The organism is Paenibacillus sp. FSL H7-0943, from assembly GCF_037963265.1.
Classification (GTDB): domain Bacteria; phylum Bacillota; class Bacilli; order Paenibacillales; family Paenibacillaceae; genus Paenibacillus_AQ; species Paenibacillus_AQ odorifer.
The window spans coordinates 3,707,233-3,733,346 of sequence record NZ_CP150148.1 but is presented as its reverse complement, the minus strand read 5'-3'; the positions used below and the strand labels follow the sequence as shown (position 1 = coordinate 3,733,346).

General features: G+C 43.5%; 27 protein-coding genes. 24 read left to right on the top strand and 3 right to left on the bottom strand.

The genetic code is table 11. The features are described from left to right. The first annotated feature begins 23 nt into the window (after window positions 1–23). The 14 genes from queC (at window position 24) to NSQ55_RS16200 (ending at window position 14,761) form a co-directional block, all read left to right on the top strand. Window positions 24–686, top strand: coding sequence for a 7-cyano-7-deazaguanine synthase QueC (queC, locus tag NSQ55_RS16265; protein WP_076184378.1), 663 nt, complete (start codon window positions 24–26; stop codon window positions 684–686). After that, the gene (locus NSQ55_RS16260; RefSeq protein ID WP_036687544.1) at window positions 686–1,168 is read left to right on the top strand and encodes a 6-carboxytetrahydropterin synthase; all 483 of its coding nucleotides are present in this window, start codon (window positions 686–688) and stop codon (window positions 1,166–1,168) included. Before queC ends, NSQ55_RS16260 begins: the two co-directional genes overlap by 1 nt. Continuing rightward, window positions 1,161–1,883: a 7-carboxy-7-deazaguanine synthase QueE gene (queE, locus tag NSQ55_RS16255; protein WP_076184377.1), complete on the top strand. Its 723-nt coding sequence runs from the start codon at window positions 1,161–1,163 to the stop codon at window positions 1,881–1,883. The genes NSQ55_RS16260 and queE overlap by 8 nt, the downstream gene beginning before the upstream one ends. Window positions 1,884–2,018: 135 nt before the next feature. Next, complete coding sequence (locus NSQ55_RS16250; protein ID WP_076184376.1) at window positions 2,019–2,540, top strand: cysteine hydrolase family protein; 522 nt, start codon at window positions 2,019–2,021, stop codon at window positions 2,538–2,540. Further along, window positions 2,541–3,359 carry a VanW family protein gene (locus tag NSQ55_RS16245; protein ID WP_076190234.1) on the top strand — a complete coding sequence of 273 codons (819 nt, stop codon included), beginning with the start codon at window positions 2,541–2,543 and terminating at the stop codon, window positions 3,357–3,359. It begins immediately after the preceding gene. A gap of 81 nt (window positions 3,360–3,440) precedes the next feature. Further along, on the top strand, window positions 3,441–4,577 hold the full coding sequence (locus NSQ55_RS16240; protein WP_339168032.1) for a zinc-dependent alcohol dehydrogenase: 1,137 nt from the start codon (window positions 3,441–3,443) through the stop codon (window positions 4,575–4,577). Between the two features lie 142 nt (window positions 4,578–4,719). Then, window positions 4,720–5,634, top strand: a complete 915-nt coding sequence (locus NSQ55_RS16235; RefSeq protein ID WP_175617319.1) for a DMT family transporter — start codon at window positions 4,720–4,722, stop codon at window positions 5,632–5,634. A 32-nt stretch (window positions 5,635–5,666) separates the two neighbouring features. Beyond that, window positions 5,667–6,512, top strand: coding sequence for a class I SAM-dependent methyltransferase (locus NSQ55_RS16230; protein WP_076126683.1), 846 nt, complete (start codon window positions 5,667–5,669; stop codon window positions 6,510–6,512). Window positions 6,513–6,737: 225 nt separating this feature from the next. Then, window positions 6,738–8,237: a sugar ABC transporter ATP-binding protein gene (locus NSQ55_RS16225; protein ID WP_339168029.1), complete on the top strand. Its 1,500-nt coding sequence runs from the start codon at window positions 6,738–6,740 to the stop codon at window positions 8,235–8,237. A 71-nt stretch (window positions 8,238–8,308) separates the two neighbouring features. Further along, a complete protein-coding gene (locus NSQ55_RS16220) occupies window positions 8,309–9,262 on the top strand; it encodes an ABC transporter permease (protein ID WP_139330117.1) in 954 nt (317 codons plus the stop codon). 60 nt (window positions 9,263–9,322) lie between these two features. Further along, window positions 9,323–10,303: an ABC transporter substrate-binding protein gene (locus tag NSQ55_RS16215; RefSeq protein ID WP_339168027.1), complete on the top strand. Its 981-nt coding sequence runs from the start codon at window positions 9,323–9,325 to the stop codon at window positions 10,301–10,303. Between the two features lie 80 nt (window positions 10,304–10,383). Continuing rightward, window positions 10,384–11,994, top strand: a complete 1,611-nt coding sequence (locus tag NSQ55_RS16210; RefSeq protein WP_339168025.1) for a response regulator — start codon at window positions 10,384–10,386, stop codon at window positions 11,992–11,994. Continuing rightward, window positions 11,991–13,775: a sensor histidine kinase gene (locus NSQ55_RS16205; RefSeq protein ID WP_339168024.1), complete on the top strand. Its 1,785-nt coding sequence runs from the start codon at window positions 11,991–11,993 to the stop codon at window positions 13,773–13,775. Before NSQ55_RS16210 ends, NSQ55_RS16205 begins: the two co-directional genes overlap by 4 nt. Continuing rightward, a complete protein-coding gene (locus NSQ55_RS16200) occupies window positions 13,772–14,761 on the top strand; it encodes a substrate-binding domain-containing protein (RefSeq protein WP_248548690.1) in 990 nt (329 codons plus the stop codon). Before NSQ55_RS16205 ends, NSQ55_RS16200 begins: the two co-directional genes overlap by 4 nt. Window positions 14,762–14,815: 54 nt before the next feature. Here the strand turns inward: NSQ55_RS16200 and NSQ55_RS16195 are convergent, their stop codons facing one another. After that, window positions 14,816–15,706 (bottom strand): LysR family transcriptional regulator, encoded by an 891-nt coding sequence (locus tag NSQ55_RS16195; protein ID WP_076184367.1) that lies wholly within the window; start codon window positions 15,704–15,706, stop codon window positions 14,816–14,818. 328 nt (window positions 15,707–16,034) lie between these two features. On the opposite strand from NSQ55_RS16195, the gene NSQ55_RS16190 reads away from it, so the two are divergent. The 5 genes from NSQ55_RS16190 to NSQ55_RS16170 all read left to right on the top strand — a co-directional run bounded on the left by NSQ55_RS16190 (window position 16,035) and on the right by NSQ55_RS16170 (window position 20,496). After that, a complete protein-coding gene (locus tag NSQ55_RS16190; RefSeq protein WP_076126671.1) occupies window positions 16,035–16,970 on the top strand; it encodes a phosphate ABC transporter substrate-binding protein PstS family protein in 936 nt (311 codons plus the stop codon). A 90-nt stretch (window positions 16,971–17,060) separates the two neighbouring features. Beyond that, window positions 17,061–17,963 (top strand): phosphate ABC transporter permease subunit PstC, encoded by a 903-nt coding sequence (pstC, locus tag NSQ55_RS16185; protein ID WP_036687519.1) that lies wholly within the window; start codon window positions 17,061–17,063, stop codon window positions 17,961–17,963. Next, complete coding sequence (gene pstA, locus NSQ55_RS16180) at window positions 17,960–18,856, top strand: phosphate ABC transporter permease PstA (RefSeq protein ID WP_076184366.1); 897 nt, start codon at window positions 17,960–17,962, stop codon at window positions 18,854–18,856. The genes pstC and pstA overlap by 4 nt, the downstream gene beginning before the upstream one ends. 38 nt (window positions 18,857–18,894) lie before the next feature. Continuing rightward, window positions 18,895–19,671, top strand: a complete 777-nt coding sequence (gene pstB / locus NSQ55_RS16175) for a phosphate ABC transporter ATP-binding protein PstB (protein ID WP_036687516.1) — start codon at window positions 18,895–18,897, stop codon at window positions 19,669–19,671. Between the two features lie 222 nt (window positions 19,672–19,893). Continuing rightward, window positions 19,894–20,496, top strand: a complete 603-nt coding sequence (locus NSQ55_RS16170; RefSeq protein WP_076099095.1) for a nitroreductase — start codon at window positions 19,894–19,896, stop codon at window positions 20,494–20,496. A gap of 517 nt (window positions 20,497–21,013) precedes the next feature. Here the strand turns inward: NSQ55_RS16170 and NSQ55_RS16165 are convergent. Both NSQ55_RS16165 and NSQ55_RS16160 read right to left on the bottom strand, forming a co-directional pair. Next, the gene (locus NSQ55_RS16165) at window positions 21,014–21,877 is read right to left on the bottom strand and encodes an IS3 family transposase (RefSeq protein ID WP_256715073.1); all 864 of its coding nucleotides are present in this window, start codon (window positions 21,875–21,877) and stop codon (window positions 21,014–21,016) included. Window positions 21,878–21,888: 11 nt separating this feature from the next. After that, complete coding sequence (locus tag NSQ55_RS16160; RefSeq protein ID WP_076305695.1) at window positions 21,889–22,206, bottom strand: transposase; 318 nt, start codon at window positions 22,204–22,206, stop codon at window positions 21,889–21,891. Window positions 22,207–23,308: 1,102 nt separating this feature from the next. On the opposite strand from NSQ55_RS16160, the gene NSQ55_RS16155 reads away from it, so the two are divergent. The 5 genes from NSQ55_RS16155 to NSQ55_RS16135 all read left to right on the top strand — a co-directional run bounded on the left by NSQ55_RS16155 (window position 23,309) and on the right by NSQ55_RS16135 (window position 26,100). Continuing rightward, on the top strand, window positions 23,309–23,512 hold the full coding sequence (locus tag NSQ55_RS16155) for a helix-turn-helix transcriptional regulator (RefSeq protein WP_036676881.1): 204 nt from the start codon (window positions 23,309–23,311) through the stop codon (window positions 23,510–23,512). 2 nt (window positions 23,513–23,514) lie between these two features. Next, on the top strand, window positions 23,515–23,982 hold the full coding sequence (locus NSQ55_RS16150) for a DUF6773 family protein (protein WP_339168009.1): 468 nt from the start codon (window positions 23,515–23,517) through the stop codon (window positions 23,980–23,982). A 105-nt stretch (window positions 23,983–24,087) separates the two neighbouring features. Then, window positions 24,088–24,804 (top strand): MBL fold metallo-hydrolase, encoded by a 717-nt coding sequence (locus tag NSQ55_RS16145; protein WP_339168008.1) that lies wholly within the window; start codon window positions 24,088–24,090, stop codon window positions 24,802–24,804. Further along, the gene (locus NSQ55_RS16140) at window positions 24,805–25,377 is read left to right on the top strand and encodes a TetR/AcrR family transcriptional regulator (RefSeq protein WP_076190237.1); all 573 of its coding nucleotides are present in this window, start codon (window positions 24,805–24,807) and stop codon (window positions 25,375–25,377) included. It begins immediately after the preceding gene. A 30-nt stretch (window positions 25,378–25,407) separates the two neighbouring features. Next, window positions 25,408–26,100, top strand: a complete 693-nt coding sequence (locus tag NSQ55_RS16135; protein ID WP_339168005.1) for a hypothetical protein — start codon at window positions 25,408–25,410, stop codon at window positions 26,098–26,100. Window positions 26,101–26,114: the final 14 nt, after the last annotated feature.

Here is a 26,114-nt window from a genome sequence, read left to right as displayed (position 1 = left end):
ACTTGTGATAAGGAGAGATTCATATGAACAAAAAAGCACTCGTCGTATTCAGCGGCGGACAAGATAGCACCACTTGCCTGGTTTGGGCATTGCAGCAGTATGAGGAAGTGCAGGTAGTTACCTTCAACTATAGTCAACGTCATGCGGCTGAAATCGATGTTGCAACAGAGATAGCAGCTAAGTTTAATGTAAAACAGCATATTCTTGATCTGGGGCTGCTCAATCAGCTGGCACCCAATGCACTTACCCGTCAGGATATAGATATTCTGGCTGGTGAAGGAGATGAGCTTCCAAGTACTTTCGTCGATGGACGGAATTTGTTGTTTTTATCTTTTGCCGCAATATTAGCTAAACAACTGGGGTACTCCCATATCGTCACTGGGGTTTGCCAAACGGACTTTAGCGGTTATCCGGACTGCCGTGATGTTTTTGTGAAATCATTGAATGTTACGCTGAACTTATCTATGGACTATGAGTTTGCGATCCACACTCCCCTAATGTGGCTGGATAAAAAAGAAACGTGGAAAATGGCCGATGCACTGGGGTATTTTGATTATGTTCGCGAACACACACTGACCTGTTACAACGGTATAATTGGCAGTGGCTGCGGTACTTGTCCAGCCTGTCTATTGCGTCAGCGTGGTCTTGAGCAATATGAGGCGGAGAGAATGGAGGCCGGTTCTTAATGCTTAACGAGGTTTCAGTCTGCAAAATATTTACGTTCGATGCGGCACACCAGTTAGTGGGACACAAAGGGAAATGCAGCAATCTGCACGGACATACTTATAAGCTCGAAGTAGTGCTTAAGGGCAAACCTATGGCCGCGGAAGGCCACTCGGATGAAGGTTTCGTCATTGATTTCAGCGATATCAAAATGACAGTACAACAAAGCCTTGTAGATCGTTTAGATCACGCTTTTCTTGCCATGGGAAATGAACCTGTGTTAGAGACGTTAACGAATACGGGCTCCAAAGTAGCCTTGTTGTCTTTCCGCACCACAGTAGAGAATATGTCTTCATATATTGCCTACAAGCTTAAGCAAGCAGGGTTGCCTTTGTACTCGGTAAAGCTATGGGAGACTCCAACCTCTTGGGCAGAGGTGCTGGCTGAAGATGTTCCGGATGAAGGGCCATCCTACCGTTTGTATGGAGGCTGTGATTGTGAGTAAGATTCCTGTAATTGAAATGTTCGGTCCAACTATTCAAGGCGAAGGTGCGGTAATTGGAGTGAAGACGATGTTTGTCCGCACCTATGGCTGCGATTATCGCTGCGGCTGGTGTGACTCCGCTTTTACTTGGGATGGTACGGCTAAGAATAAGGTTCGCATGATGGAAGCAGAGGAAATCATAAATGAATTATTGGCGTTAGCTGGAGATAATTTCGACTGTGTTACGATTTCAGGCGGTAATCCTGCCTTGATTGGTGAAGGAATGGGTACCTTCATCAATCTGCTTCATGAGCGTGGAATAATAGCAGCGATAGAAACTCAGGGGAGTAAATGGCAGGATTGGTTCAATGACGTGGATGTGCTGACAATCAGTCCTAAACCCCCAAGCTCAGGAATGACAACGAATTGGGAAATGCTAGATAACATCATGAGTAAGATGGAGAAACTGGGTCGTTCTACGCATAGCTTGAAGGTCGTAGTGTTTGATGATAAGGATTTTGATTATGCGAAAAACGTTCACCAGCGATATCCGAATGTGCAGCTCTTTCTGCAGCCTGGTAATGATGATGTCACGGAAGAGGGCAACATTTCTGCTCGGCTTCTGGGAAGGCTGGAGTGGTTGTTTAATAAAGTAATCGTGGATTCGGATATGAACAAGGTTCGTGTACTTCCACAGCTGCATGCATTGATCTGGCATAATAAGCGTGGCAAATAAATGATTGATGAAATCGTCCGGGTATCTGCTTACAGATACTCGGTTTTTATTTTTAACAGTTGTAACTTCTAGTAGGTAGATAGTCTGTCCCAGTTTCTGGTATGATTTTAAAAAAAGCTCTTGGAGGTTATTCATTTGGAACAATCAACAGCATTATTAATTATCGATGTTCAAGAAGCCATGTTCTCCTATGATCTAAAGCTGTACGATGAAGAGGGTGTGATGGACAGGATTGTCTCCCTTCAGCAAAAAGCTCGATTAGCAGGTACTCCTATTGTGTATATTCAACATACCGAAGATGAGGAGTACACAAAAGGTACACCCACTTGGCAGATCAGTCACCGCATCACACCGCAGGAAGGCGAAGTTATCGTTGAGAAGCCTACTTGGGATGCTTTTCACCGAACGGAACTGCAAGATGAACTCCAAAAGCTCGGGATCACGGATCTGGTGATCTGTGGGATGCAAAGTGAATTCTGTCTGGATACGACAATAAGACGCGCATACAGCATGGGATATAAAAGTGTACTGGTCTCAGACGCTCATAGCACCTTTGATAATGGGGTTCTGAGTAGTAGGGAGATCGTTAAGCATCATAATGCGATAATTGGAGGTAGATTCGCCCAGTTACGAGCTGAAAGCGAGGTTCAGTTCTAGATGAATACACCCCAGGCTGCCATGAAGCCTATTCAGCGTTCTCGCCTTAGATTGTTTGCTGGCAAACGATATTTTATTTGGAAAAGATATTTGAAATGGTGCACTGGACGAAGCAAAATAGCGAAGCAGCGTACGGATGAAACTTTAACTTATGCAGCTATGACTCATGCTACCCCGTTATTAAGAAGTCTTCGGAATGTAGATATGGTGCTTCAATACAATAAAATAACTAACTTACGGCTGGCAATTGCGAAGCTGGATGGACTTGTTGTGCAGCCGGGGGAGACTTTTTCCTACTGGAGAAGTATTGGTAAGCCCACTAAGCGAAAAGGGTATCTGGAGGGTATGGTGCTACATTATGGTGGTTTTCATTCCGGGGTTGGAGGAGGCTTATGCCAGTTGTCTAATCTGATCTATTGGATGGCACTGCATACGCCACTTACCGTTATGGAACGGCATCGTCACAGTTATGATGTATTTCCAGATGAACAACGTACGCAACCTTTTGGAAGCGGGGCGACCTGTTCTTATAACTATTTGGATCTTCAATTAAAAAATAACACCGCTCAAACGTATCAACTAAAGCTCTGGCTGGACGATAGCCATTTACACGGGGAGTGGAGATGCAATGAGCAGGCGCTTTATGATTATGAAGTATACGAAAGTGATCATAGGATTAGTCTAGAGCCTTGGGGCGGATATATACGCAGTAACAAGATCAGTCGAAAAGTATATACACGCTCTGGAGATCTAATTGGAGATGAAGCTGTAACTGATAATTACGCACTAATGATGTATTCCCCGCTTCTTCATGGATAAGAGGTTAGGACTTAGGGATATAACATAGAAAGGCATGAAAATTATATCTCTAGACCATCTCCAAAGGAGCGGATTAACAGCATGAAAGCACTAACCTACCAAGGGAAGAAAAAAGTGAAAGTTAAAGAAGTAGCTGATCCGACGCTTGAGAAAAAAGATGACATCCTCGTTCGGATTACCACTACGGCGATTTGTGGCTCGGATCTGCACATTTATAACGGGGAAATACCAGGTATGCATGATGATTATGTTATTGGTCATGAGCCGATGGGGATAGTTGAGGAAGTGGGACCTGATGTAACTAAAGTCAAAAAAGGTGACCGAGTCATCATCCCCTTTAATGTCGCCTGTGGGCAGTGTTTTTTCTGCAAGCATGAGATGGAGAGCCAATGCGACAATGCTAATGACGCCAAGGACACAGGCGGTTATCTTGGTTATTCCGATACTTATGGGGGCTTTGCAGGCGGACAAGCTGAATTGCTGCGGGTTCCTTATGGTAATTTCGGCCCTTTTGTCGTTCCTGAGGATGCAGAAATGGAAGATGAGAAAATTCTTTTCATATCTGATATTGTGCCTACTGCTTGGTGGGGAGTAGAAAGCGGCGGAGTGAAGCCAGGGGATACAGTCATTGTTCTCGGCTGCGGTCCTGTTGGACTGCTTACTCAGAAGTTTGCCTGGATCAAAGGTGCCTCAAGAGTCATTGCGGTTGATCATATTGGCTATCGTCTGCAGCATGCGAAGCTGACCAATAATGTTGAAGTTTATAATTTCGAAGAGATCAAGGATATTGAAGCTCATTTGAAGGAGATAACACATGGGGGCGCAGATGTAGTTATTGACTGTGTAGGTTTAGATGCCAAAATATCTGCTTTGGAGAAAGTGGAAACCACTCTGAAGCTACAGGGAGGCTCACTCAGTGCATTTAGAATGGCCTCGGATATCGTACGTAAATTCGGAACTATTCAGCTTGTGGGAGTTTATGGGCTTAATTACAATATGTTCCCTTTGGGTCATCTATTTGAACGCAACATTACTTTAAAAATGGGACAAGCGCCGGTGATTCACTATATGCCGTTGCTGTATAAGATGATTAAAGAAAATAAATTTGATCCTACAGATATCATTACGCATCGCCTGCCAATTAGTAAAGCGGAGCATGGCTATGACGTTTTTAGTGAGAAAAAAGAGGATTGCATCAAGGTTGTTCTGAAGCCGTAGCCTTTTAAGAAGCATGAGCTTTCGTCAGAAATGACATTGCTTGTGCTTTTTTTAGTGAAATCTTATGAAAATAGATGCATTTTTTCACGGTCTGCGTTAAATTAACATAAGTGACTTAAGATATTGAAAGGACGCGTAACATGTGAAACTTAAAAAACCGCCACTTCCGATTCCACTATTAATGTTGATAGGGATTGTGGCCATCTCCTTTTCCGCCATTTTTATTAAATGGTCTGATGCACCTGCATCTATACAAGGCATGTACAGATTATTATTTACCTCACTGCTGATGCTACCTTTTGCAAGACCCTATAGTGGAGCTGCTTTTGCTCTTCGTAAAAAAGACTGGCTAATGCTCATCCTCTCAGGCGCAATGCTTGCGCTGCACTTTTTGCTATGGATGGGATCATTGAAGTATACTTCGGTAGCTAGTTCAACAATGATCATGGCGCTGGAGCCTGTATTTATTATGCTGGGTGTTTATTTTTTGTATAAGGAAAAGACAGCTCTGTCCGCTATTCTAGGGCTTGGCATTGCGATTGGCGGTGTCGTGTTTATCGGCTGGGGTGATATCGGCATCTCTGCGGATAATCTAAAAGGTGATCTATTATCGGTCGGAGGCACTGTCGCGGTAGCTGTACATATGCTGATCGGTCAAAAGCTAGTGGTGCGTATGCCCTCTTACTTATATAGCTTGATTGTCTTCTTATCAGCCGCTGGCGTGTTTGCCGTATACAATCTGTTCATGGGGATTTCCTTTTTTAATTATCCGGACAAGGAATGGGGAATCTTTGTATTGTTAGCAGTGGTGCCAACGGTGTTTGGCCATATTTTGTTTAATTGGTTACTACAATATGTATCCGCGACTACGGTTTCAATGAACATTTTAGGAGAACCAGTGGGTGCCAGTATCTTAGCGTATTTACTCTTGGGTGAACAGCTAACAACCTTACAATGGGCAGGTGGGCTGCTCGTTATGATTGGCCTCGCAGTATATTTGTACGCGGGAAGAAGGAAAACTATCCGGATGGCTGATGCCATTCAGAATGCTTCATAACAGATATTTTACACATAAAGGGGTAGCAATGGATGGAAGAGCAGAATCAATATTCAAATAATCAGGCAGAAAAAAACGCTGTGCCAACAAGCGAAGAGCTTTGGAACGAAGATACTTATACCGCTTGGGTAACTCGGTTTGGTACACCGTCAGAAGCAGCTGCAAAATTAATAAAGGAACCAAGTGCAAAGCTTCACCCGCTCCTTTCTTTTTTTGGAGAGGTGAAGGGGAAGAAAATGATGAATTTAATGGGCTCAAACGGGATGAAGGCCGTGGCACTCTCATTACTAGGTGCGGAAGTAACGGTTGCTGACTTCTCGGAAGCCAATGCGCGATATGCGGCTGATCTTGCCCAAGAAGCAGGGGTACCACTAACCTATATCGTCTCAGATATTCTTAAGCTGCCAGAAGACGTCCTTGATGGTTCATATGACATCGTCTTTGCAGAGTTAGGAATTGTTCATTACTTTACCAACCTTACACTATTCATGGAAACAGCTCGCCGATTGCTTTCTCCTGGAGGCGTATTTGTACTCCGCGATTTTCATCCGGTAACGACCAAGCTTATTTCCTCGAAGGGATCTACTGCGAAGGTACGCAAACACAAAGTAAACGGAGATTATTTTGACTCATCATTGGAAGAGAAGAAGGTATCCTATTCCAAGTATTTGCCTTCCACAGGTAAACCAGCAGGTGAACAAGAGCATAGTGTTGTGTATTGGCGCCGCTGGACACTCGGAGAAATTGTAACCGCAGCAGCTAATAGCGGACTAGTGATCCGCCAATTAGTTGAAGAACCTAATCTATCCTCCGACGTGTATGATAAGGGAATTCCTAAGACCTTCACATTGGTGGCTGGAAATGGCGCAAGCCTTTAGGAGGGTTCGCTGACATGTGATTTTTAGGGTATAACATTTGTGCTGAACTGAGGTGCTCTCGGTTCAGCTTTTTTTGTATGTAAAACATAAAATTTTAAACTTTTTTACGGAGATTATTCCATTACAATGGCAACTTATAGGGAATACAATGATTTTACATTCCGGATTGAAAGCGATTACTTTAAGGGTTAAGGCATTCTCAAAGAATTTGAGGTGGATATCAAAATGAACGAAGTGTTGCTTCGTATGGAGGGAATCAACAAGTTTTTTCCAGGTGTTCATGCTTTGAATGAATGTCAATTTGAGCTGAAGCGTGGGGAAGTTCATGCGTTAGTAGGAGAAAATGGCGCTGGCAAGTCTACCCTTATGAAGATTGCGACAGGTGTCTATTCCAAGGATGCTGGTCAAATGTGGTACAAGGGAAATGAAGTGGAGATTGTTAATACCCGTGAAGCACAGGAGCTTGGAATTAGTATCATCCATCAGGAATTGAATTTAATGCCTCATCTTACGGTCGCCCAGAACATTTACATTGGACGAGAGCCGCGTAAAGCTCTGAAATGGTTCGTTGATGATGTGGAGATGAACCGAAAAGTTCAGGTACTGTTTGATCAAATGAATCTGAAGCTGGATCCCAGAGTTTTGGTATCAGACCTGACCGTTGCTAATCAGCAAATGGTTGAAATCGCTAAAGCCTTGTCTTTCCAAGCCGAGGTATTGATCATGGATGAACCAACCGCCGCGTTAACAGATACAGAAATTAACGAGTTATTTCGAATGATTGAGCAGCTACGAGATAAAGGTGTGGGAATTATTTATATCTCTCACCGCATGGATGAATTGAAGCGAATTACAGACCGCATTACAGTTATGCGTGATGGTTGTTATGTAGATACCGTTCGTACCGATTCAATAACGATTGATCAGATCATCAGCATGATGGTTGGACGTGAATTATATCAAACGTCGAAACCAACGATTGCGAAACAGACTCAGCAAGTTGTCTTAGAAGTTCGGAAGCTTTCTAGAGGGCATGCGTTCAAGGATATTAGCTTTCATCTGTATAAAGGTGAGATTTTGGGCTTCGCTGGTTTAATGGGAGCTGGACGTACCGAGGTTGTACGTGCCGTATTTGGTGCCGATCCCATCGATGAGGGTGAAATTATGCTCCATGGAAAATCGGTTCGGATACGTCAGCCACATCAAGCGGTACAGCATGGTATTGGGTATTTGTCCGAAGACCGCAAACGTTTCGGATTGCTTGTGGATATGGATATCAGCATGAATAATGCGATTGCCTCCTTTTATAAATTCCGTAATTCATTTGGCTGGATGAAGGAGCGGGAGATGCGAAGCTCAGCGGAGCAGCATGTTGAAGCGCTAGCCACCAAAACTCCAAGTGTAGGTCAAAAGGTTAAGTTTCTGTCCGGAGGTAATCAACAGAAAGTGGTCATCGGCAAGTGGTTGACTAGAGACTGTGATGTACTCATCTTCGATGAGCCCACACGAGGTATTGATGTAGGCGCGAAAAGTGAAATTTATAAGCTGCTGGATCAGCTTGCGAGCGAAGGGAAGGCGATCATTATCATTTCTTCAGATCTTCCTGAGATTCTAAGAATGAGCCACCGGATTATCATTATGTGTGAAGGGCGTATAACAGGAGAACTCCCCGCAGAAGAAGCATCGCAGGAGGCGATTATGAAATATGCGACGAAACGTTCATAACTGTTCAAGAGTTAACCGGAGGTGTCAGGACTATGAAGATCGCGGATAAAGAGATTAGTCAGCCAGCGGGTATGAAGCAATCGGGAGGGCAATCCGGATTCAAACAAAAAATATTGGCATTTGCCAGTCTGATCATATTGGTCATCGTATTTTCTTTATCCTCCAGCAACTTTTTTCAATTCTCAAATCTTGTCGGAATTCTAGTTTCTACAGCTGTAATCGGAGTATTAGCGCTTGGAGCTACCTTTGTTATTATTACGGGCGGCATCGACCTTGCTCTCGGTACTGTAATGACATTCTCATCTGTTATGGTTGGAGTCATTATTACATTCTGGGGTCTGCCCGTCCCGGTAGGCATTGTAGGTGGGATTCTGGCTGGAGCACTGTGTGGCTTTGTCAGCGGTTTGATGGTGGCGAAGATGAACATTCCACCCTTCATCGCCACTCTGGCGATTATGATGGTCACCAAAGGCTTGTCGCTTGTCATCACCGGTGCCAAACCTATATATTTCAACGATGATCCGATCTTCGCCAAGATCGCCATGGGTAAAATGATCCCCGGTATACCCAACACCATCGTTATCTTCTTATTACTCGGTATGATCGCAAGCATAATCTTGTCTAAGACGATTATTGGGCGTTACAACTTCGCGCTTGGCAGTAATGAAGAAGCTACTCGCTTATCAGGTGTGAACACAGTCAAATGGAAGATTATTATCTATTCCATTACAGGGATTTTTAGTGGAATCGCAGGTATCCTGATGGCATCACGTCTGAATTCAGCACAGCCATCACTGGGCACCGGTTATGAACTAGAGGCTATTGCGGCAGTGGTCATTGGCGGAACTTCCTTAAGTGGAGGTGTAGGTTCTATTCTAGGCACGATTATTGGCGCACTGATTATGAGTGTGCTGACGAATGGCTTACAGATTATGTCCGTGGCTCAGGAATGGCGGACGGTCATTGTCGGTGTTGTAATCATCATTGCGGTTTACGCTGATATTCTACGCCGCCGTAAGCAATAAACTTGGTATGATCTCCATCCGGAGTGATATACAAAGCAAATGACGAGGGGGAAGATTCAAATGAAACTGCGTCGTAGAGGGTTTATTATGCTTGCCAGTCTATTGTTAGTCACTACTTTGCTGAGTGCATGTAACAACAATGATAGTAACAAAAGTGCATCCGGTTCAGACAAACCATACATTCCAGTCATATCAAAAGGGTTCCAGCATCAATTCTGGCAAGCGGTAAAGCAAGGAGCGGAGAAAGCTGCTAAGGAGTTTGATGTTGAGATTACCTTCGAAGGTCCAGAAAATGAGAGTCAGGTGGATAAACAAATTGAGATGCTGCAAACCGCTCTCGATAAGAAGCCAGCTGCAATTGCGCTTGCTGCACTGGACAGCAAAGCTGCGATTCCTTATCTAGAAAAGGCAAAGGAAAATAAGATTCCGGTCATCGGCTTTGACTCTGGTGTAGACAGTGATATCCCTGTAGCAACAGCAGTGACTAACAATAAAGCAGCAGCTGCTTTGGCCGCAGATAAAATGGCTGAACTGATTGGCAAGAAAGGTAAAGTGGGCCTTGTCATACATGACCAAACGAGCAGCACAGGGCAACAGCGTCGCGATGGCTTCTTGGAACAAATGAAAGCAAAATATCCGGATATTCAAGTGTTAGAGCCGCAATATGGAGGTGGAGATCAGTTAAAGTCCACAGACCTTGCGAAAGCGATGATGCAGGCAAATCCGGATCTGAAAGGAATCTATGGCTCTAATGAAGGCTCTGCTGTAGGTGTGGCTAATGCAGTTAATGAATTGCAAATGAATGGTAAGATCGTAGTCGTCGGCTTTGATTCTGGCAAGCAGTTGATGGATGCTATCCGCAGTGGTGTTGTGGCTGGTGCTGTTACACAAGACCCCATTGGTATTGGCTATCAAGCTGTGAAGGCAGCTGTGCAAGCGATTAAAGGGGAAGCGGTTGAAAAGAACATCGACACGGGGTTCCACTGGTATGATAAAAACAATATGGATTCCGATGAGATCAAACCTCTACTATACGAATAGAGTTTAATAATAGAGGTTGCCTCACGTAGGCGGCCTCTATTATGCTTATGCTGATAAGTTCAAAGTTGTGGAGGTGTTGGATGTATAAAATAATTCTGGTTGATGATGAAGATGAGGTTCGTGAAGGGATCAAACAGAAGATTACATGGAGTAAATATGGGTTTGAGCTGGTTGGTGATTTCGATAATGGCAGAGATGCACTGGAAGCAATCGAGCAGCATCGGCCTGACGTAATTATTACTGATATTTGTATGCCTTTTATGGATGGACTAGGATTGGCCAGAGCTGTGATGGATAGGTACCGGGATATGAAGGTCATTATCGTCACTGGATATGAAGACTTCGAATATGCGAAGCAGGCCATAACACTGAAGGTGACTGAGTACTTATTAAAACCGATTAATGCACGTGAGTTTGCTGAATTTCTAAGTAAGATGAAGCAGGAATTAGATGAAGAGCATCTACAAAAAGCGAATTTAGTTAAGCTTCGTATGCAACTTAGTCAGAGTCTTCCATTGCTGCGGGAACGATTTTTGGAGCAGCTGGTAACTACTCGAATGAAAAGCGAAGAAATCGAGAAAAAATTGAGTTATTTTCATATTCCGTTGCAGGGTCAAGTGTACCTTGCGCTCGTTATAGATATAGAACTGGAGAAACGAAGCCAGGACCTAGCTTTTGATGCAGAGCTACTGCGTTTCGGCGCCTTTAACATTGTTCAAGAGCAGCTGGAGAAAGAGCAAGATGGAGTGGTATTCCAGACGAGAGATGGAAAAATCGCTGCGATAAGATCCGGCAATTCGGAGACGTTAGAAGTAGCAACGCAGCTTCTTGCAGAGCAAGTCCAGAGTAGCTTAAATAAATATTTGAAGCTGTCATCCACCATAGGCATCGGTAGAAAATATAATACTTTGCAACAAATTCCACTATCCTTCCAAGAAGCGGTCTCCTCCATAGAATATCGTTACCTTTTAGGCATAGATAAAGTTATCTCCATACAGGATCTTGAGTTTGGCAAGGGATTGGATCAGGCGCATTTCACCTCATGGGAAAAGCAATTTATATCCGCTTTAAAGACAGGTAAAGCTTCTGCTGTATCGGAAATTCTGTTGAAGTGGTTTCAGGAGCTTAAAAGTAATACCTCCTCTATAGAAGGCTGCCGTAGCAGCATCTATCAGCTGCTGGTTTCTTTGATGAACTATGTGGTCGACATCGGCTTCCCAAATACAGTAGTTGTTTCGCATAATATGTTTGCAGAGGTTGCTGCGCTTAAGACTTTAGATGAAGCAAGGAATTATCTGGAGAGGACTTGCCATGAGCTGATACTTAAACTATCGGAACAGAGAACAACGGTTCGGACTTCTCAGATGCAAGCCGCAGAAGCTTATATTCGCGAGAATTATTGTAATGACAGCTTTTCACTCAATGAGCTGTGTAGCCATATTTTTATGAGCATCAGTTATTTCAGTGCAACTTTTAAACAGCACACCGGTGAAACATTTATAGAGTATCTGACTCGACTCCGTTTGGAAAAAGCAAAAGAACTCCTTACGGTCACACAGTTGAAGACATATGATATCGCTGCCAGAGTTGGTTATGCTGATCCACAGTATTTTAGTGTTATTTTTAAACGTAATGTAGGAAGCACACCGAAGGAATATCGACACCGGCAGAAGGAGAATCTCTCTCTATGAGATCACAGCGCTTTTTCCGCAGCCGAAGTATTCATACTAATATTGCTGTCTCCTTTTCACTTCTTATCCTCTGCACAACTATTGTCCTGAGTTATACTTCCTATCGCCTGTCCTCAGCCGCGGTCAAGGGCAATTCTGTAGCCTATACTTCACAGTTAATAGAACAAGTAAAACTGAATATCGAGAATTACATTGGCAATATGGAGAGCATAGCCGCTCTGGTGTTAACTAGCAGTGATCTAGAGAAGTATATAAAAGGCTCGAATTTAGATAAAGAAGAGGCACTTAAGAATAAACTGCTTGCCAGTCATTATCTCCGGTCAGTGGTTCAATCCCGCTCGGATATTTCCTCTATATTATATGCAGGCTCAGATGGCATGACCGTTTCGGATCGACAGCATGCTGTTTTGAAACCGCTTCCTGAACTAATAGCTCAAGATTGGTATCAAAAAGCTATGAATCAATTAGACGTTGCAGTTTCTTCCTCTCATGTGCAGCACATCTTTCAAGATGAATACCGGTGGGTAGTCTCGATCAGCCGAAAACTCTCGAATGCGAATGCTATGACGGAAGCGGATCAACAAGGTGTACTGCTCGTAGATCTCAATTACAGTGTAATTAATAATCTATGTAAACAAATCGAACTGGGAAAACGAGGTTATGTTTTTATCGTCGATCCCGCAGGTAGCCTTGTCTATCATCCACAACAGCAGTTGATCTACTCCCAGCTCAAGTTCGAACAATTAGAGACGGTCCTTGGGATCAAGAGTGGATCTGTTACGGTTAACACGGGGAATGATCAGAAACTGTACACTGTGGACACTACCAGCTTTGGCTGGAAAATAGTTGGAGTCACTTATCCGGATGATTTGGTCGCGAACAAGCAACGTATGCAAGGAACCGCCGCCTTATGGGGAGCAATTAGTTTGATTTTTGCTATGGCTATATCGATATTTCTCTCTTACGCACTGACCAAACCGCTGAAGAATTTGGAGCTGAATATGAAAAAAGCGGAACGTGGAGAGTTCGACATACGCGTGGAGATTGAGAGCACGAATGAAATCGGCAAGCTTGCTCGTACGTTTAATCTCATGATGATGAAGATTAAAGAGTTAATGGGACAGATCGTTCTGGAGCAAGAGATGAAACGTGTGAGTGAACTGAAGGCACTGCAAGCGCAGATTAAACCTCACTTTTTGTACAATACACTTGATTCGATTATTTGGATGGCAGAGACAGGAAAGATGGAGGAAGTGGTTGAGATGACTTCATCTCTATCCAAGCTGCTTCGTTCAACAATTGGTGAGGGTGAGGAATTGATTCCGCTGGCCAAAGAATTAGAGCATATTCGGCACTATTTAACGATTCAGAACATGCGTTATCGTAATAAATTCACTTATTCCATAGAGGTACAAGAAGATATCCTAACCTGCAGCATTTTAAAAATGGTACTTCAGCCTTTGGTTGAAAATGCGATCTATCACGGCATAAAACATAATCCTGAGCAAGGGCACATTCTGATCCGAGCAAGACAAGAACAGAACGATATTATCGTACAGGTCATTGATGACGGTATTGGGATGGATGAAGAGCAAATGGGTAAGGTACTGCTGCAAAAATCAGATTTCAAGACTGGCAGCGGTGTAGGTGTCGCGAATGTGAACCATCGTATCCAGCTGTATTTCGGTGTGAAATACGGTTTGTCTTTTGCAAGCGAGATGGAGGAAGGAACGACGGCCACTTTACGAATACCTGTGATTTATGAGGAGGAGAGTCAATGAGCGCTTTACGGTCAAAAATTGGCCTGTATACTCTGCTACTGCTCTTCATTGTTACTTTGGGTTCATTAGCCTATCGTATGTTTACAAATGAGCTTGACGCAAAGGTTAGGACCATTATTTATGTGCCCAAGACTATCGATAGCAGTATTGAATTCTGGGAAGTGATGAAACAAGGTGTGGCAACAGCGGCTAGGGAGTTCGGCGCAGAGGTTCGCACGGTTGGAACGGATACAGAGCTTGATGTAGATCAACAGATAGAACTGCTGGAGCAAGCAATTAAGGAGAAGCCTGACGCCATTATTTTATCAGCTACAGATTATTATCGCCTCATTCCAATCGCGGAAAAGATCAAATCAGCTGGCATTACGCTTATTACTGTAGATTCGGGCTTAAGCGGTGGTGTATCAGAGAGCTTTATTGCTACAGACAATTATGAAGCAGGACGTAAGGCAGGGCAGGAGTTAAGAAAATATATTGATCCGGAGGATAAAGTCGCTATCGTTAACTTTGTACAAGGCTCTGCCACCGCAATTGAGAGGGAAAGAGGGGCTCGTGATTCCCTTTTAGAGAATGGAGTTCATGATGTGCAGCCTACATTATTCAGTGATGGTTCCGTGCGAAAAGCGTACCAGTTAACTGTTGATTTACTAAAGGACGAGCCAAATCTAAAGGGGATAATAGGTCTTAATGAACCTTCAACACTAGGGGCTGGGCAGGCGATTATGAATATGGGATTTCAAGACAAAGTGAAATTATTTGGGTTCGACAATTCTAGCAATGAGGTGAAGCTCCTCGAAAAAGGGATCTTGCTTGGCACGGTTATGCAGAAGCCTTTTAATATGGGGTACTTAGCTGTGAAGACGGCGATTGAAGCTGTTGAGGGTGAGAAAGTGGAACGGATAATAGATACAGGCTCCGTGATCATCACGAAGGAGAATATGTATTTAAGTGAAAATGAGAAATTAATGTTTCCTTTTATAGAATAAATGAACAAGGAAGCTTCTAAAACCGTTTGTGGCTTTAGAAGCTTCCTTGTTTTTTTAAAGATCAAGAGTCGTTACTATATCAACAAAGGATTGCTGCAACGGTGTTAAAATATGATCTTTACGCCAGCCGAGCACAAACCCGCCGCTTTCAGGCAGAATCCCTGGCAGGTTGGCATAGCTAAGCTTGCCTAGCTCAATCTCAGCTTTAACCGCCGCTTTAGAACATATACCAACACAATCACTCCCGCTAACTAGCTGCTTAATCACTTCTGGAGAATTCAGCTCGGATCGGTTCCATAAACGGATTTGATTGAATTGTGCCCATTGATCGGCATACCCTCGTAAACAAGATCCTTGCTCATGCTGAATCCACGGCTCATTGGCAATTAGTTCAGGTGTTAATTTCTCTAGGCCTTCAAATGGATGACCAGTTGCAAAAATTAGGACAGGTTCATCACGGACAATAAGCTGAAAATCAAAAGATTCGTCCTGCCAATCCGCAGTATGTAAAATGGCCATCTGAATATCCCGACTACGGAGACGCTCACGTAACAAAGAATCGCTTTGAACAGTCAAAGAGTTGTTAATCCCCGGATAGAGTTTCATGAATTGGATTAACACATTAGGTAAAATATAAGTTGCAGGAATAAAACTGGCTTCCAGCTCTAATATTCCTTTTGAGGGGGAAGAAAATTGTTTAACTGTGCGCTCAGCTTCTGCTGTGAGAGAGACGATTTTGAGGGCGTATTGATAAAGGGCTCGTCCAGCATCCGTAAGCAGCACTCTTCCGCTTCGGTAAAGAAATAGAGGGGTTCCGAGCTCAGCCTCCAGATTCTTCATATGAAAAGAAACAGTTGGCTGTTTAAGGCCTAATTCTGCGGCTACATCGGTTACTTTTTTATATTTTTCAATTAGAACTACGATGTTCAATTTCATAATATTCATGACTTTCCTCCACATAATGCTAAGTTGGATTATAAATTATATCTCCATTATAGATTATATCTATACAGATATATACTTTATATTGGTATTTTTTTCGTTCGCTTTACAAAGATAAGAAGTTTCTCTAACGAACGAGCTCTAGAATAAGAAGAGTCAGAGGGGCCAAGAAGTCCCGGACAACATATAACATATGCGTTTGATGAACTTTTACAGTAACCATGCATATGGGGGCCAAGCTCCACAACACCATGTTAAAGCTTTCGAAGCCAGTTTGGTATGAACTGATCAGGGAGCCATGCTAACAAACCATTTAGGAGGAGACAAAACAATGCAATTCAAAAAATCATGGATCATGACTTTGGCTTTAACAAGCGTACTGGCACTATCGGCTTGCGGTAACGGCGGGGCAAACAACACAGGAGGAAACGCTGCAGCAACTAACGAAGGAAGCGGCGGCGCTGAAATAAGTGGTTCGATTCTGGCTTCAGGTTCAACAGCATTACAACCCTTGGTTGAGCTGGTAGCAGAGAATTTCATGGATAAAAACACTGGCGTGGACATTCAAGTTCAAGGCGGTGGCAGTGGTACTGGTCTTACTCAAGTAGCTGAGAAACAAGTAGATATCGGAAACTCTGACGTATTCGCAGAAGAAAAATTAAAAGATGCAGATGCAGAAAAAGCAGCAGCACTCGTAGATCATCAAGTAGCAGTAGTAGCGATCGCAGCAGTATCTCATCCTGATGCTGGTGTGGATAGCTTGACTAAACAACAACTGGTGGACATTTTCACTGGTAAAATCACTAACTGGTCTGAAGTCGGCGGAGCGGATCAAAAAATCCAAATCATCAACCGTCCAGGCAGCTCCGGTACTCGTGCAACCTTTGAAAGCTTTGCGCTTGGAACCAAAACAGAAGATATCCCAGGTTCGATTCAAGAAGATTCCTCCGGTACGGTTAAGAAAATGATCGGTGAAACTCCAGGGGCAATCGGATACCTTGCTCTTTCTTACCTGGATGATTCCATTAAAACACTTAGTCTTGACGGTGTAGAAGCATCTGTTGACAATGTTGTTTCGGGTAAATACCCAGTATGGGCTTACGAGCATATGTACACAAATGGTGAACCTAACGCAACAGTAAAAGCATTCCTCGACTTTTTCTTAACTGACGAAGTGCAAACAGGTGAAGTTGTTGAACTTGGATACATCCCAGCTGTTAAAATGCAAGTTGTTCGCGACGTTGCAGGAACTGTTACCGCTAAGTAATTTAATTCTAGGCAATGTTATTGATTAGAATCTCAAGTGATTAGAGGCGGATACATCTGCCTCTCTTTTCACTTTAGAAAGAGGGAGCAATTGAGGGTGAAACTAAAGAACTCACGATTCGAAAAACATCATATTGAAGATTTTGTTGGACGTACTTATATGTCCTTCTGTGTATTACTGTTGATAACAATCATTGTATCGATGGTATATTTTGTAGCGTCTAAAGGAATTTCAACCTTCACAAGTGGCAATGCTACAGTTTCTGAATTTCTATTCGGTACAAAGTGGTCGCCTGAAGCGGATACGCCTTCCTTCGGAGCTTTTCCATTTATCTCGGGGTCCTTTTTGGTTACTTTGCTTGCCGCATTGATTGCTAGTCCACTTAGCTTATGCGCTGCGTTATTTATGACTGAGATTGTTCCAGGGTGGGGCAAAAAATTACTTCAACCTGTTATTGAGCTTTTGGCAGGGATTCCTTCGGTAGTATATGGTTTCATCGGATTAAGTGTAATTGTACCGTTTCTACGCAACAACCTGCCGGGCCAAGGCATCGGGGTAGCTGCAGGCGCGCTTGTGCTCTCGGTAATGATTCTTCCGACGATTACAAGCGTGGCTGCAGACGCGCTGGCTTCATTGCCGCAAAACTTAAAAGAATCTTCCTATGCGCTTGGTGCCACCCGGTGGCAGACGATTTCGCGGGTGATTATTCCAACAACCTTTCCTGCCATTATGACAGGGATTGTATTGGGAATGGCTCGTGCTTTCGGTGAAGCACTCGCTGTACAAATGGTTATCGGGAACGCGCCATTCGTACCAAAATCACTCTTTGAGTCAGCTTCTACCTTGACCAGTGTGATCACACTCGGTATGGGGAACACGACCATGGGCTCACCTCACAATAATGCACTGTGGAGTATGGCACTGGTTCTCATGCTGATGACTTTCGTATTTGTCTTCTTTGTGAGAATGCTTGAAAGGAGAAATAAAATTTGAAGCCGAGAACCGTAAATAAAATTGCCACCAGTCTTATTGTATTTTTCGCGATGCTCATCGTTGTCATTCTACTTGGACTTTTGGGATATATCCTCTTTAGAGGCTTAAGCCATATCAGTTGGGATTTTCTTTTCTCCGCACCGCAAAAGATTCGTGCAGGTGGAGGGATCGGACCGCAGCTATTTAACTCCTTATTCCTGTTAGTACTGACGCTTATTATTACAGTTCCGCTTGGACTGGGTGCCGGTATTTATATGGCGGAATATGCTCGTCCCGGTAAGATTACCGGCTTTATTCGCTTGATTGTTGAAGTATTGTCATCTTTCCCTTCCATCGTAGTCGGCTTGTTTGGTCTATTGCTGATTGTTAACTATTTCAATCTGGGCTTCTCCTTAATCTCCGGTGCGCTGGCATTGACGGTCTTTAATCTACCGCTGATGGTGCGGATTACAGAGCAAGCTTTCCGTAGTGTTCCAAAACAACAAAAAGAGGCTGGTTTTGCACTAGGATTGTCCAAGTGGAAAATTGTTACCTCGGTGTTGTTTCCGGTAGCATTACCTACAATTATTACAGGTACTATCTTGTCCGCTGGCCGTGTCTTTGGGGAAGCAGCTGCCTTGATGTTCACAGCAGGGATGAGTAGTCCAAGATTGGATTTCACCAACTGGAATCCACTTAGTGCGAATTCACCACTGAATCCCTTCCGTCCAGCGGAAACGCTGGCTGTCCACATTTGGAAGGTCAACAGTGAAGGTCTAGCTCCAGACGCTGCACAAATTGCTGCGGGAGCTTCGGCGGTGCTTGTAATTATGGTGTTAATCTTCAATCTGGCAGCACGTTATTTCGGAAGATTTATTTATCGTAAGCTTACAGCTTCAAAAAGAATGAACTAATCATACAAATTAAAGTAGAGATGTAGGAGGAGTAATCGATGGGAACGTCGGCAACAGCAGTGCGTGAATCTTTTCAAACCGAAGACCTGAGTATTTTTTACGGAACATATGAGGCAGTAAAGGGGATAAGCCTTCCATTTGCTGAAAATACGGTTACTGCACTGATCGGCCCCTCCGGCTGCGGTAAATCAACCTTTCTTCGTTCTTTGAACCGGATGAATGACGAAATTTCTGGCTCAAAAACAAAAGGAAGCATCTGGATTGATGGAGTGGATATTAATGCTCCGGGTACGGATGTGATTAAGCTGCGTCAGAAGATCGGGATGGTATGGCAAAAGCCAAATCCGTTCTATAAATCGATTTACGATAACATCGCTTTTGGACCTAAATATCATGGCATTAAAGGTAAAAAGGCTCTTGATGAGATTGTTGAGAGCAGTCTTCGCAAAGCAGCATTGTGGGATGAGGTAAAGGATCGTTTAAAAGATTCAGCGCTTGCACTTTCCGGTGGACAACAGCAGCGTCTTTGTATTGCTAGAGCGTTGTCGGTTAACCCGCAAATCCTGCTCTTGGACGAACCAGCATCAGCTCTAGACCCGGTCTCCACAGGTAAAGTAGAGGAGCTAATCAAGGAGTTAAAAGAAGAGCTTCGCATCGTTATTGTGACACATAATATGCAGCAGGCAGCTCGGATCTCTGATTATACCGCATACTTTTATCTAGGCTCCCTTGTCGAATATGATAAGACGGATAAAGTCTTTACCAATCCAGAGAATCAAATGACGCAAGAATATATCATGGGCCGATTCGGCTGAAGCTGTGAACATCGTTCTTTCGGGAACGGTGTTTTTTTGTGAATTCAAAAGTTAATATGCAGAGAAACAATAACATCCGAAAGTTTCTGCGAAGTATATCGGTTGTTTTTATATGAAATTAACTGTGATTCGAATGGTTACCTGTTATTTGCAAAAGGTAGAAAGATGCTGTATCATTTGTGATAATGATTATCATTATTACTATATTAGGGAGTGGATCTTATGACGCAATCTCAACAGACTCAACAGAATAGTGTGGCCGAAATAATAAAAGAACGACGCTCGATTAAGCTTTTTAAAAAAGATCCACTTCCACAAGGCCTTTTAGAGGAATTATTAAATGTAGCGGTATGGGCACCGAATCATGGTGTGCGTGAGCCGTGGAGATTTATTGCCTTTCAAGGGGAAGGTTCGAAATTCCTAGCTGAATCTGCATTTGCTTTTGTAAAACGTGCTATAGCTGATCCAGAAGTGGCTGCTAAACGTAAAGAATATATCTCGAATATTCCATTAACAGTAATCGTAGTGATGCCTGAAGATCCTCGGCAGAGAGAGTGGGACGAGGATTTTGCAGCAGCGTCCGCACTTGTACAGAACTTCCAGCTCGCAGCTTGGGAGCAAGGTGTAGGAACGATTTGGAAGACTGATCCATACATCAACAACCCTGAATTCCGCACTAAAATTGGTGTGAAGCCCGGCGAAAAAATTGTAGCCATGATCCATGCCGGATATCCGGAGACTGTACCTGACAGCCGTCCACGCACAGACGCTTCGGAGCTGCTGAAGATCGTAGACTTCTATCCAGAGAATGGCGTAGTGGAATAAGGAAAGTCGAAGGCATTCGTATATTAAAAGCGGCGAAAGATCAAAAATATCGAAAAAGCGTCGAAAGATCAAAAAGATCGAAAGATCGAAAGATCAAAAGATCAAAAACATCGATAGATCATTAGCATCGAAAGATCAAAAGTATCCTTAGGGATGCTTTTTTTGTTGCTTAGACTAGCCGTAGTCGGGTGAGGGGGGAAGGGCTGCTAGGTGCTGATCACGTTTCGTTGCTGGTTCCTCTGCTGATGTGGCTCAACCTTCTACTTACTTCCTAATGATCTCCTACTGACCTCCTGCGGGCTTCCTACTGATCTCCGTATCGGACTGTATTGCAGCTATTTGAGCTTTTTGAGTCATTTTGCCGATCTATCGGACCGCATAGCTCTTATTACCATGTAACTGTGCAGAATTGGTGTGGTTATGAGTAAATAGCTGCAACTGGGTCCGATAGCACGTCAATTAGCTGCAAATCTACGAAATAAGGACTCCTCTGGACCTCTGTCAAGAAAGTGGACAGTCACGCAACAGACATTCTAGTCAATTGCTCAGCAAAACGAACTGGAGAAAGATACCCCAGCGCGCCATGCATTCGCTTGCGGTTATAGTAAAATTCAATATATTGAAAAAGTGTCTGGTAGGCTTGCTCCTTAGTTTTGAATCGCGGATTACAATAAATGAGCTCCTTTTTCAAAATGCTGTGCCACGACTCGATACAGGCGTTATCATAACAGTTACCTCTGCGGCTCATGCTGGACTCCATGCCATACGCTTTCAACTGCTTCGTGTATTCATGAGAAGTATATTGAGAACCTCTATCGGAGTGATGTAATAGACCCTTTTCCGGTTGTTTAGCTTCGTAAGCATCTTGTAAAGCGCCCGAAATCAAGCTAGTTTCCATATGGTTCTCCAAGCGCCACCCCACGATTTCGCGCGTGCAAAGGTCCATCACACTTGCCAGGTACAAGCGCCCTCCCCGGCAAGGAATGTAAGTAATGTCGGTAACCCATACTGAATTGGGTTTGAGTATTTTAAATTGCTGGTTCAGCGTATTCGGGGCAATCGGATGGTCATGATTGGAGTCGGTGGTCTGTACGCGATACGTTTTGGAGACAATGGAGCGAAGCTTCATATGTCGCATGTACACACTCACCGTGCGTTCGGTAACGGTATAACCTTCTTGATGTAACAGGCGGGTGATCTTCGGACTCCCATACCGCTTTTGATGGTCTGCAAAATGATACTGAATTCGCTTCATTATCGCAGCCTTACGAAGCATATGCGTACTGGTTTTTTCTGTCCGCCACTTGTAGTACCCGCTCCGTGACACATGTAGGGTCATGCACATCTTCTCCAAGAGAAACTCGGAGCGATGTTTTTCAATAAACTGGAATCTCAGTTCCTTGGTTTGCTGAAGATGTGCACTGCTTTTTTTACGATCGCTAATTCCTCTTCCACATCGGCAATCTTGTTATCTTTTTCTTGAAGTTGCCGACGCATCTCCTTCAACTGTGCCTCGAGTTCCCGTACTCGATCCACGCTAGCTGCCGGTTCATTCTTTAGTTCTCGATACTGGCTCATCCATTGATGCAGGGTACTTTTTGGGATGTTGAGCTCTTCCGCCAAGTCGCCCACTGTCTTTGTTTGCTCTTGAATGAACTGCACTGTCTGTTTTTTAAATTCTTCGTTATACCGTTGTCGATGTTCTCCCATGTGAACACACCTCCGTGGACTCATTATCGCCAGTCTGTTAACTACTGTCCACTTTTTATTCTAGCTTCACTCAGTCCGATGCAACGGCGAATAAGTGAACTAACTCCAAACTAACCCAAACTAACTAAAGACCCTCAGTATGTTACGGACTGTATAGCAGCTATTTGAGCTTTTTGAGTCACTTTGCCGATCTATCGGACCACATAGCTCTTATTAGCATGTAGAGGCGCAGAATCTGTGTGGTTATGAGTAAATAGCTGCAACTGAGTCCGATAGCTCGCCTAAAACGTTTGAAATGGTGAAATAAGATCAACTGAGTCCGAACCATCGGCAAAAGTGTGTTCACAAGCATGGGGGATAGTTCAAATCGCGCAAGAACCCAAAGTAACCTAAGAACCAAACCAATGATGTCTAGTTACCGAATTAACCCAAGTAAGCAAAGAAGCTCAAGTCACAAAAGTAGTCAAAAAAGTAAAAAGAGCCAAGATAACCTCAAGAATCTGATGAAGCTAATGAAGCTAATGAAGCTATTGAAGCTCAAGTAGGCTCAAGTAGGCGTATAACCCAAACTAACTAAAGAACCTCATGTTACGGACCGTATTGCAGCTATTTGAGCTTTTTAAGTCATTTTGCAGAAGTATCGGACCGCATAGCGCTTATTACCTTGTAGAGGCGCAGAATCTGTGTGGTTTTGAGTAAATAGCTGCAATTGAGTCCGATGCCCCGCAGAAAACACTCGAATTTGCATAATAAGGTCATCTGAGTCCGAAATATTGGCAAAAGTGTACTTACATACTAGCAAAGGCGGCGAGTTAGGCATCGCAGCTGACTGGCTATGTACTCAGTTACAATCACTCTTCACCATTTGATCCAACGGTGGGGAGAAAGTATTTCCTGACGGAGAGGGAATGGAAAATGAAGTCTGGATCCTAATATGAAACGTTGATCTTAATATGAAACGTTGCCCCTAATATGACACGTCGATCCTAAAGTCAAACGTTGATCCCACCAATTAAATGCAATATATAATGTACATAATGACCGATATAGATTACAATGGTGGAAAATGGAATGCATGACAAACATTAAAAGGGGTTATGGAGTGGGAGAGAACAAAAACATCAAGTTGAAGCTGGCTAGGATCCAAAAGAATCTTTCCCAAGAACAGTTAGCGGAAGTTGTAGGGGTTACACGGCAGACGATCGGCTTGATTGAAGCTGGTAACTATAACCCGACGATTAAGCTGTGCATAGCCATCTGCAAGGCGTTGGATACGTCATTAAACGATATTTTTTGGGAGGATTAGTTGTGAAAGGGCCAAAGATTAAAGACGAACGAATTATCACAGAAATTCAGAAGTTTAGTACGCACGGATTGTTGATTGTGTTAGTGGGATTTATGATTAGCCTTTTGGTAAAAGTATTTATCCTGGAGTGGGACATCAAATACTGGGTTGATACTTTTGGGATTATGCTGTTAGGTTGCTTGTATGTTACCGTTCGTTGTGTCAAAGATGGGATATACCTGCTGCCGAGTAAGGATGGAGAACTCAGACGGTTTAAGAAGATTCATTTAATATCGGGAGTTATCAGCACGATTATTTGGGCCACGCTAACATTTTTGCTTGATTTTAGAGAAGCGGGAGAAGTGGATATTAGAAAAAATATATCGAGTACTCTCGTGGGGGCGGTTGTTTTTTTCATAGGGGTCACTTGGGCGATGTGGTACATAATTAATAAATCCAACAAAAATGCTGACAAGAACATTGAGAATTAAAGATTAAAGATTAAAGATTAAATATTAAAGATAACCACTTCTTGCAAAACTAATGTCATTAGTTTATATTTAAGCTAATACCATTAGTTTATCGGAGGGGTAAGGATGAGAGTAACACGTGAAGGTCATTTATTGCAATTGACTTGGATGCCTAATTTTTTTCCAGTGAATTGTTACATTATTGAGGAAAACGATGGATTGACTTTAATAGATGCCGCTATGCCATTTAGTCTAAAAGGAATTATGGAGACTGAAGCGAAGCTAAATAAGAAGCTTACACGCATAATCTTAACGCATGCGCATGATGATCATATTGGGGCACTGGATGGACTGAAAAAGCAACGTCCAGAGGCTCAGGTGTACATCTCTGAGCGAGATTCGGCATTACTTCATGGAGATCGTTCACTTCGGGAAGGAGAACCTCAGACCCCTATTAAGGGAGGCGTGCCGAAGAAGATAGCTACCAAGCCAGACGTCCTTCTCCACGAAGGGGATACCATTGGCTCATTATCAGCGATTCACACTCCAGGACATACCCCCGGCTCTATGTCTTTCCTTGATTCACGCAGCGGTGCTGTAATCGTGGGGGATGCTCTTCAGACCTTCCGGGGAACTGCGGTGGCAGGAACCATCATCCCCCTGTTTCCTTTTCCAGCAATGGCTACATGGAATAAAGCTCAAGCTCTGAATAGTGCGATTAAGCTTCTAGAGTTATCTCCAGCTTTACTTGCTGTGGGTCACGGCAACTTACTTAAAGCGCCAAAGCAAGAGATGGAGAAAGCCATACGTAAGGCACAAATGATTCAGGATAGGAGTAATTAAATGTCACCTAGAGCAGGATTAGATCGTCACACGCTAGTGATTAGAGCAGCAGAAATTGCCGATGCTGAAGGTATAGAAGCTGTTACCTTGGCTGCACTAGCAGCTAAACTAGGTGTTCGTTCCCCGTCACTATATAACCATATAAATGGCCTGCAGGATTTGCGGACTGGGCTCGCCATTTACGGTTTAGAGTTATTATTTACATGCATGTCGAACGCAGCTGAGGGATTAAATGGAGATGCTGCTGTACACGCGATGGGCCGAGCATATGTGGATTTTGCTAGAAGTAGACCAGGTTTGTATGAGACTACACTACGAGCGCCTGAACAGGAGAACACGGAGCTTGAAGCGGCTGGTGAGCATATTTTGCAGTTTATAATTCAGGTGATGAAGAGTTATCAATTAGGTGAAGAAGGAGAACTTCATGCCGTAAGGGGATTACGGAGTATCCTACATGGATTCGCCTCTTTGGAGCAAAAGGGTGGATTTGGTATGGCGCTCGATACTAACGAGAGTCTAACCCGCTTGATTAGCACTTTTATAACCGGAATTGGAAATATGAAATCAGATTAAATTAGATTAGATCTAGGAGATGATGAACAAATGGGTCAGGAATATGAACAAGGTAGTGTCACCACTTATGGGGAAACAGCAGAGATTATTGCGAAATTGGGGATTTTACCGCTTGCTGCGCTGATTCCCGGGCACCCGTCTTTAAACGGCTTGACTAAGCCCGAGAATTGGCATACTGGGACAGATTTAGATCCGTGGTCATGGCGTGCGCAGTTTCCAGGTGAGGGCCTTGCAGGATACGGAAAGTTTATTAAGAAAAAGGCTATTTTGGTCTCAAGGGAGTGGTTCCCGGCATTTGTAGCAGCAGTAGGCAGTACCAAATCTATTGAAGAGCGGTATAAGGATGGGTTGGCTAGTAAAGAAGCTGTGACCTTACTGCAGATTGTTCGTGAACATGAAGGCATTGATACACGTAAACTTCGGGCAGAGGCTGATATGAAGGCAAAAGAAAAGAAAACAGCCTTCGATAACGCGGTTACTGAGCTGCAAGGATCGTTAGATATGGTGATCTCAGGCATCAACCAACGCCTGAATGATGAAGGTGATGTAAATGGTTGGAGCAGCACCTCGTTCGAGACGGTCAGTCACTGGATGTCAGATAACGGTTTATCCGCTTTTGAAGGGGATAGAGAAGAGGCCGTAGCTTGGATACAAACGAAGATGAACGGGGTATGGTCGCCAACAGCAATAGCTTGGACAAACAAAGCATTCTCATGGAATTAATAAAAACGGTTAAT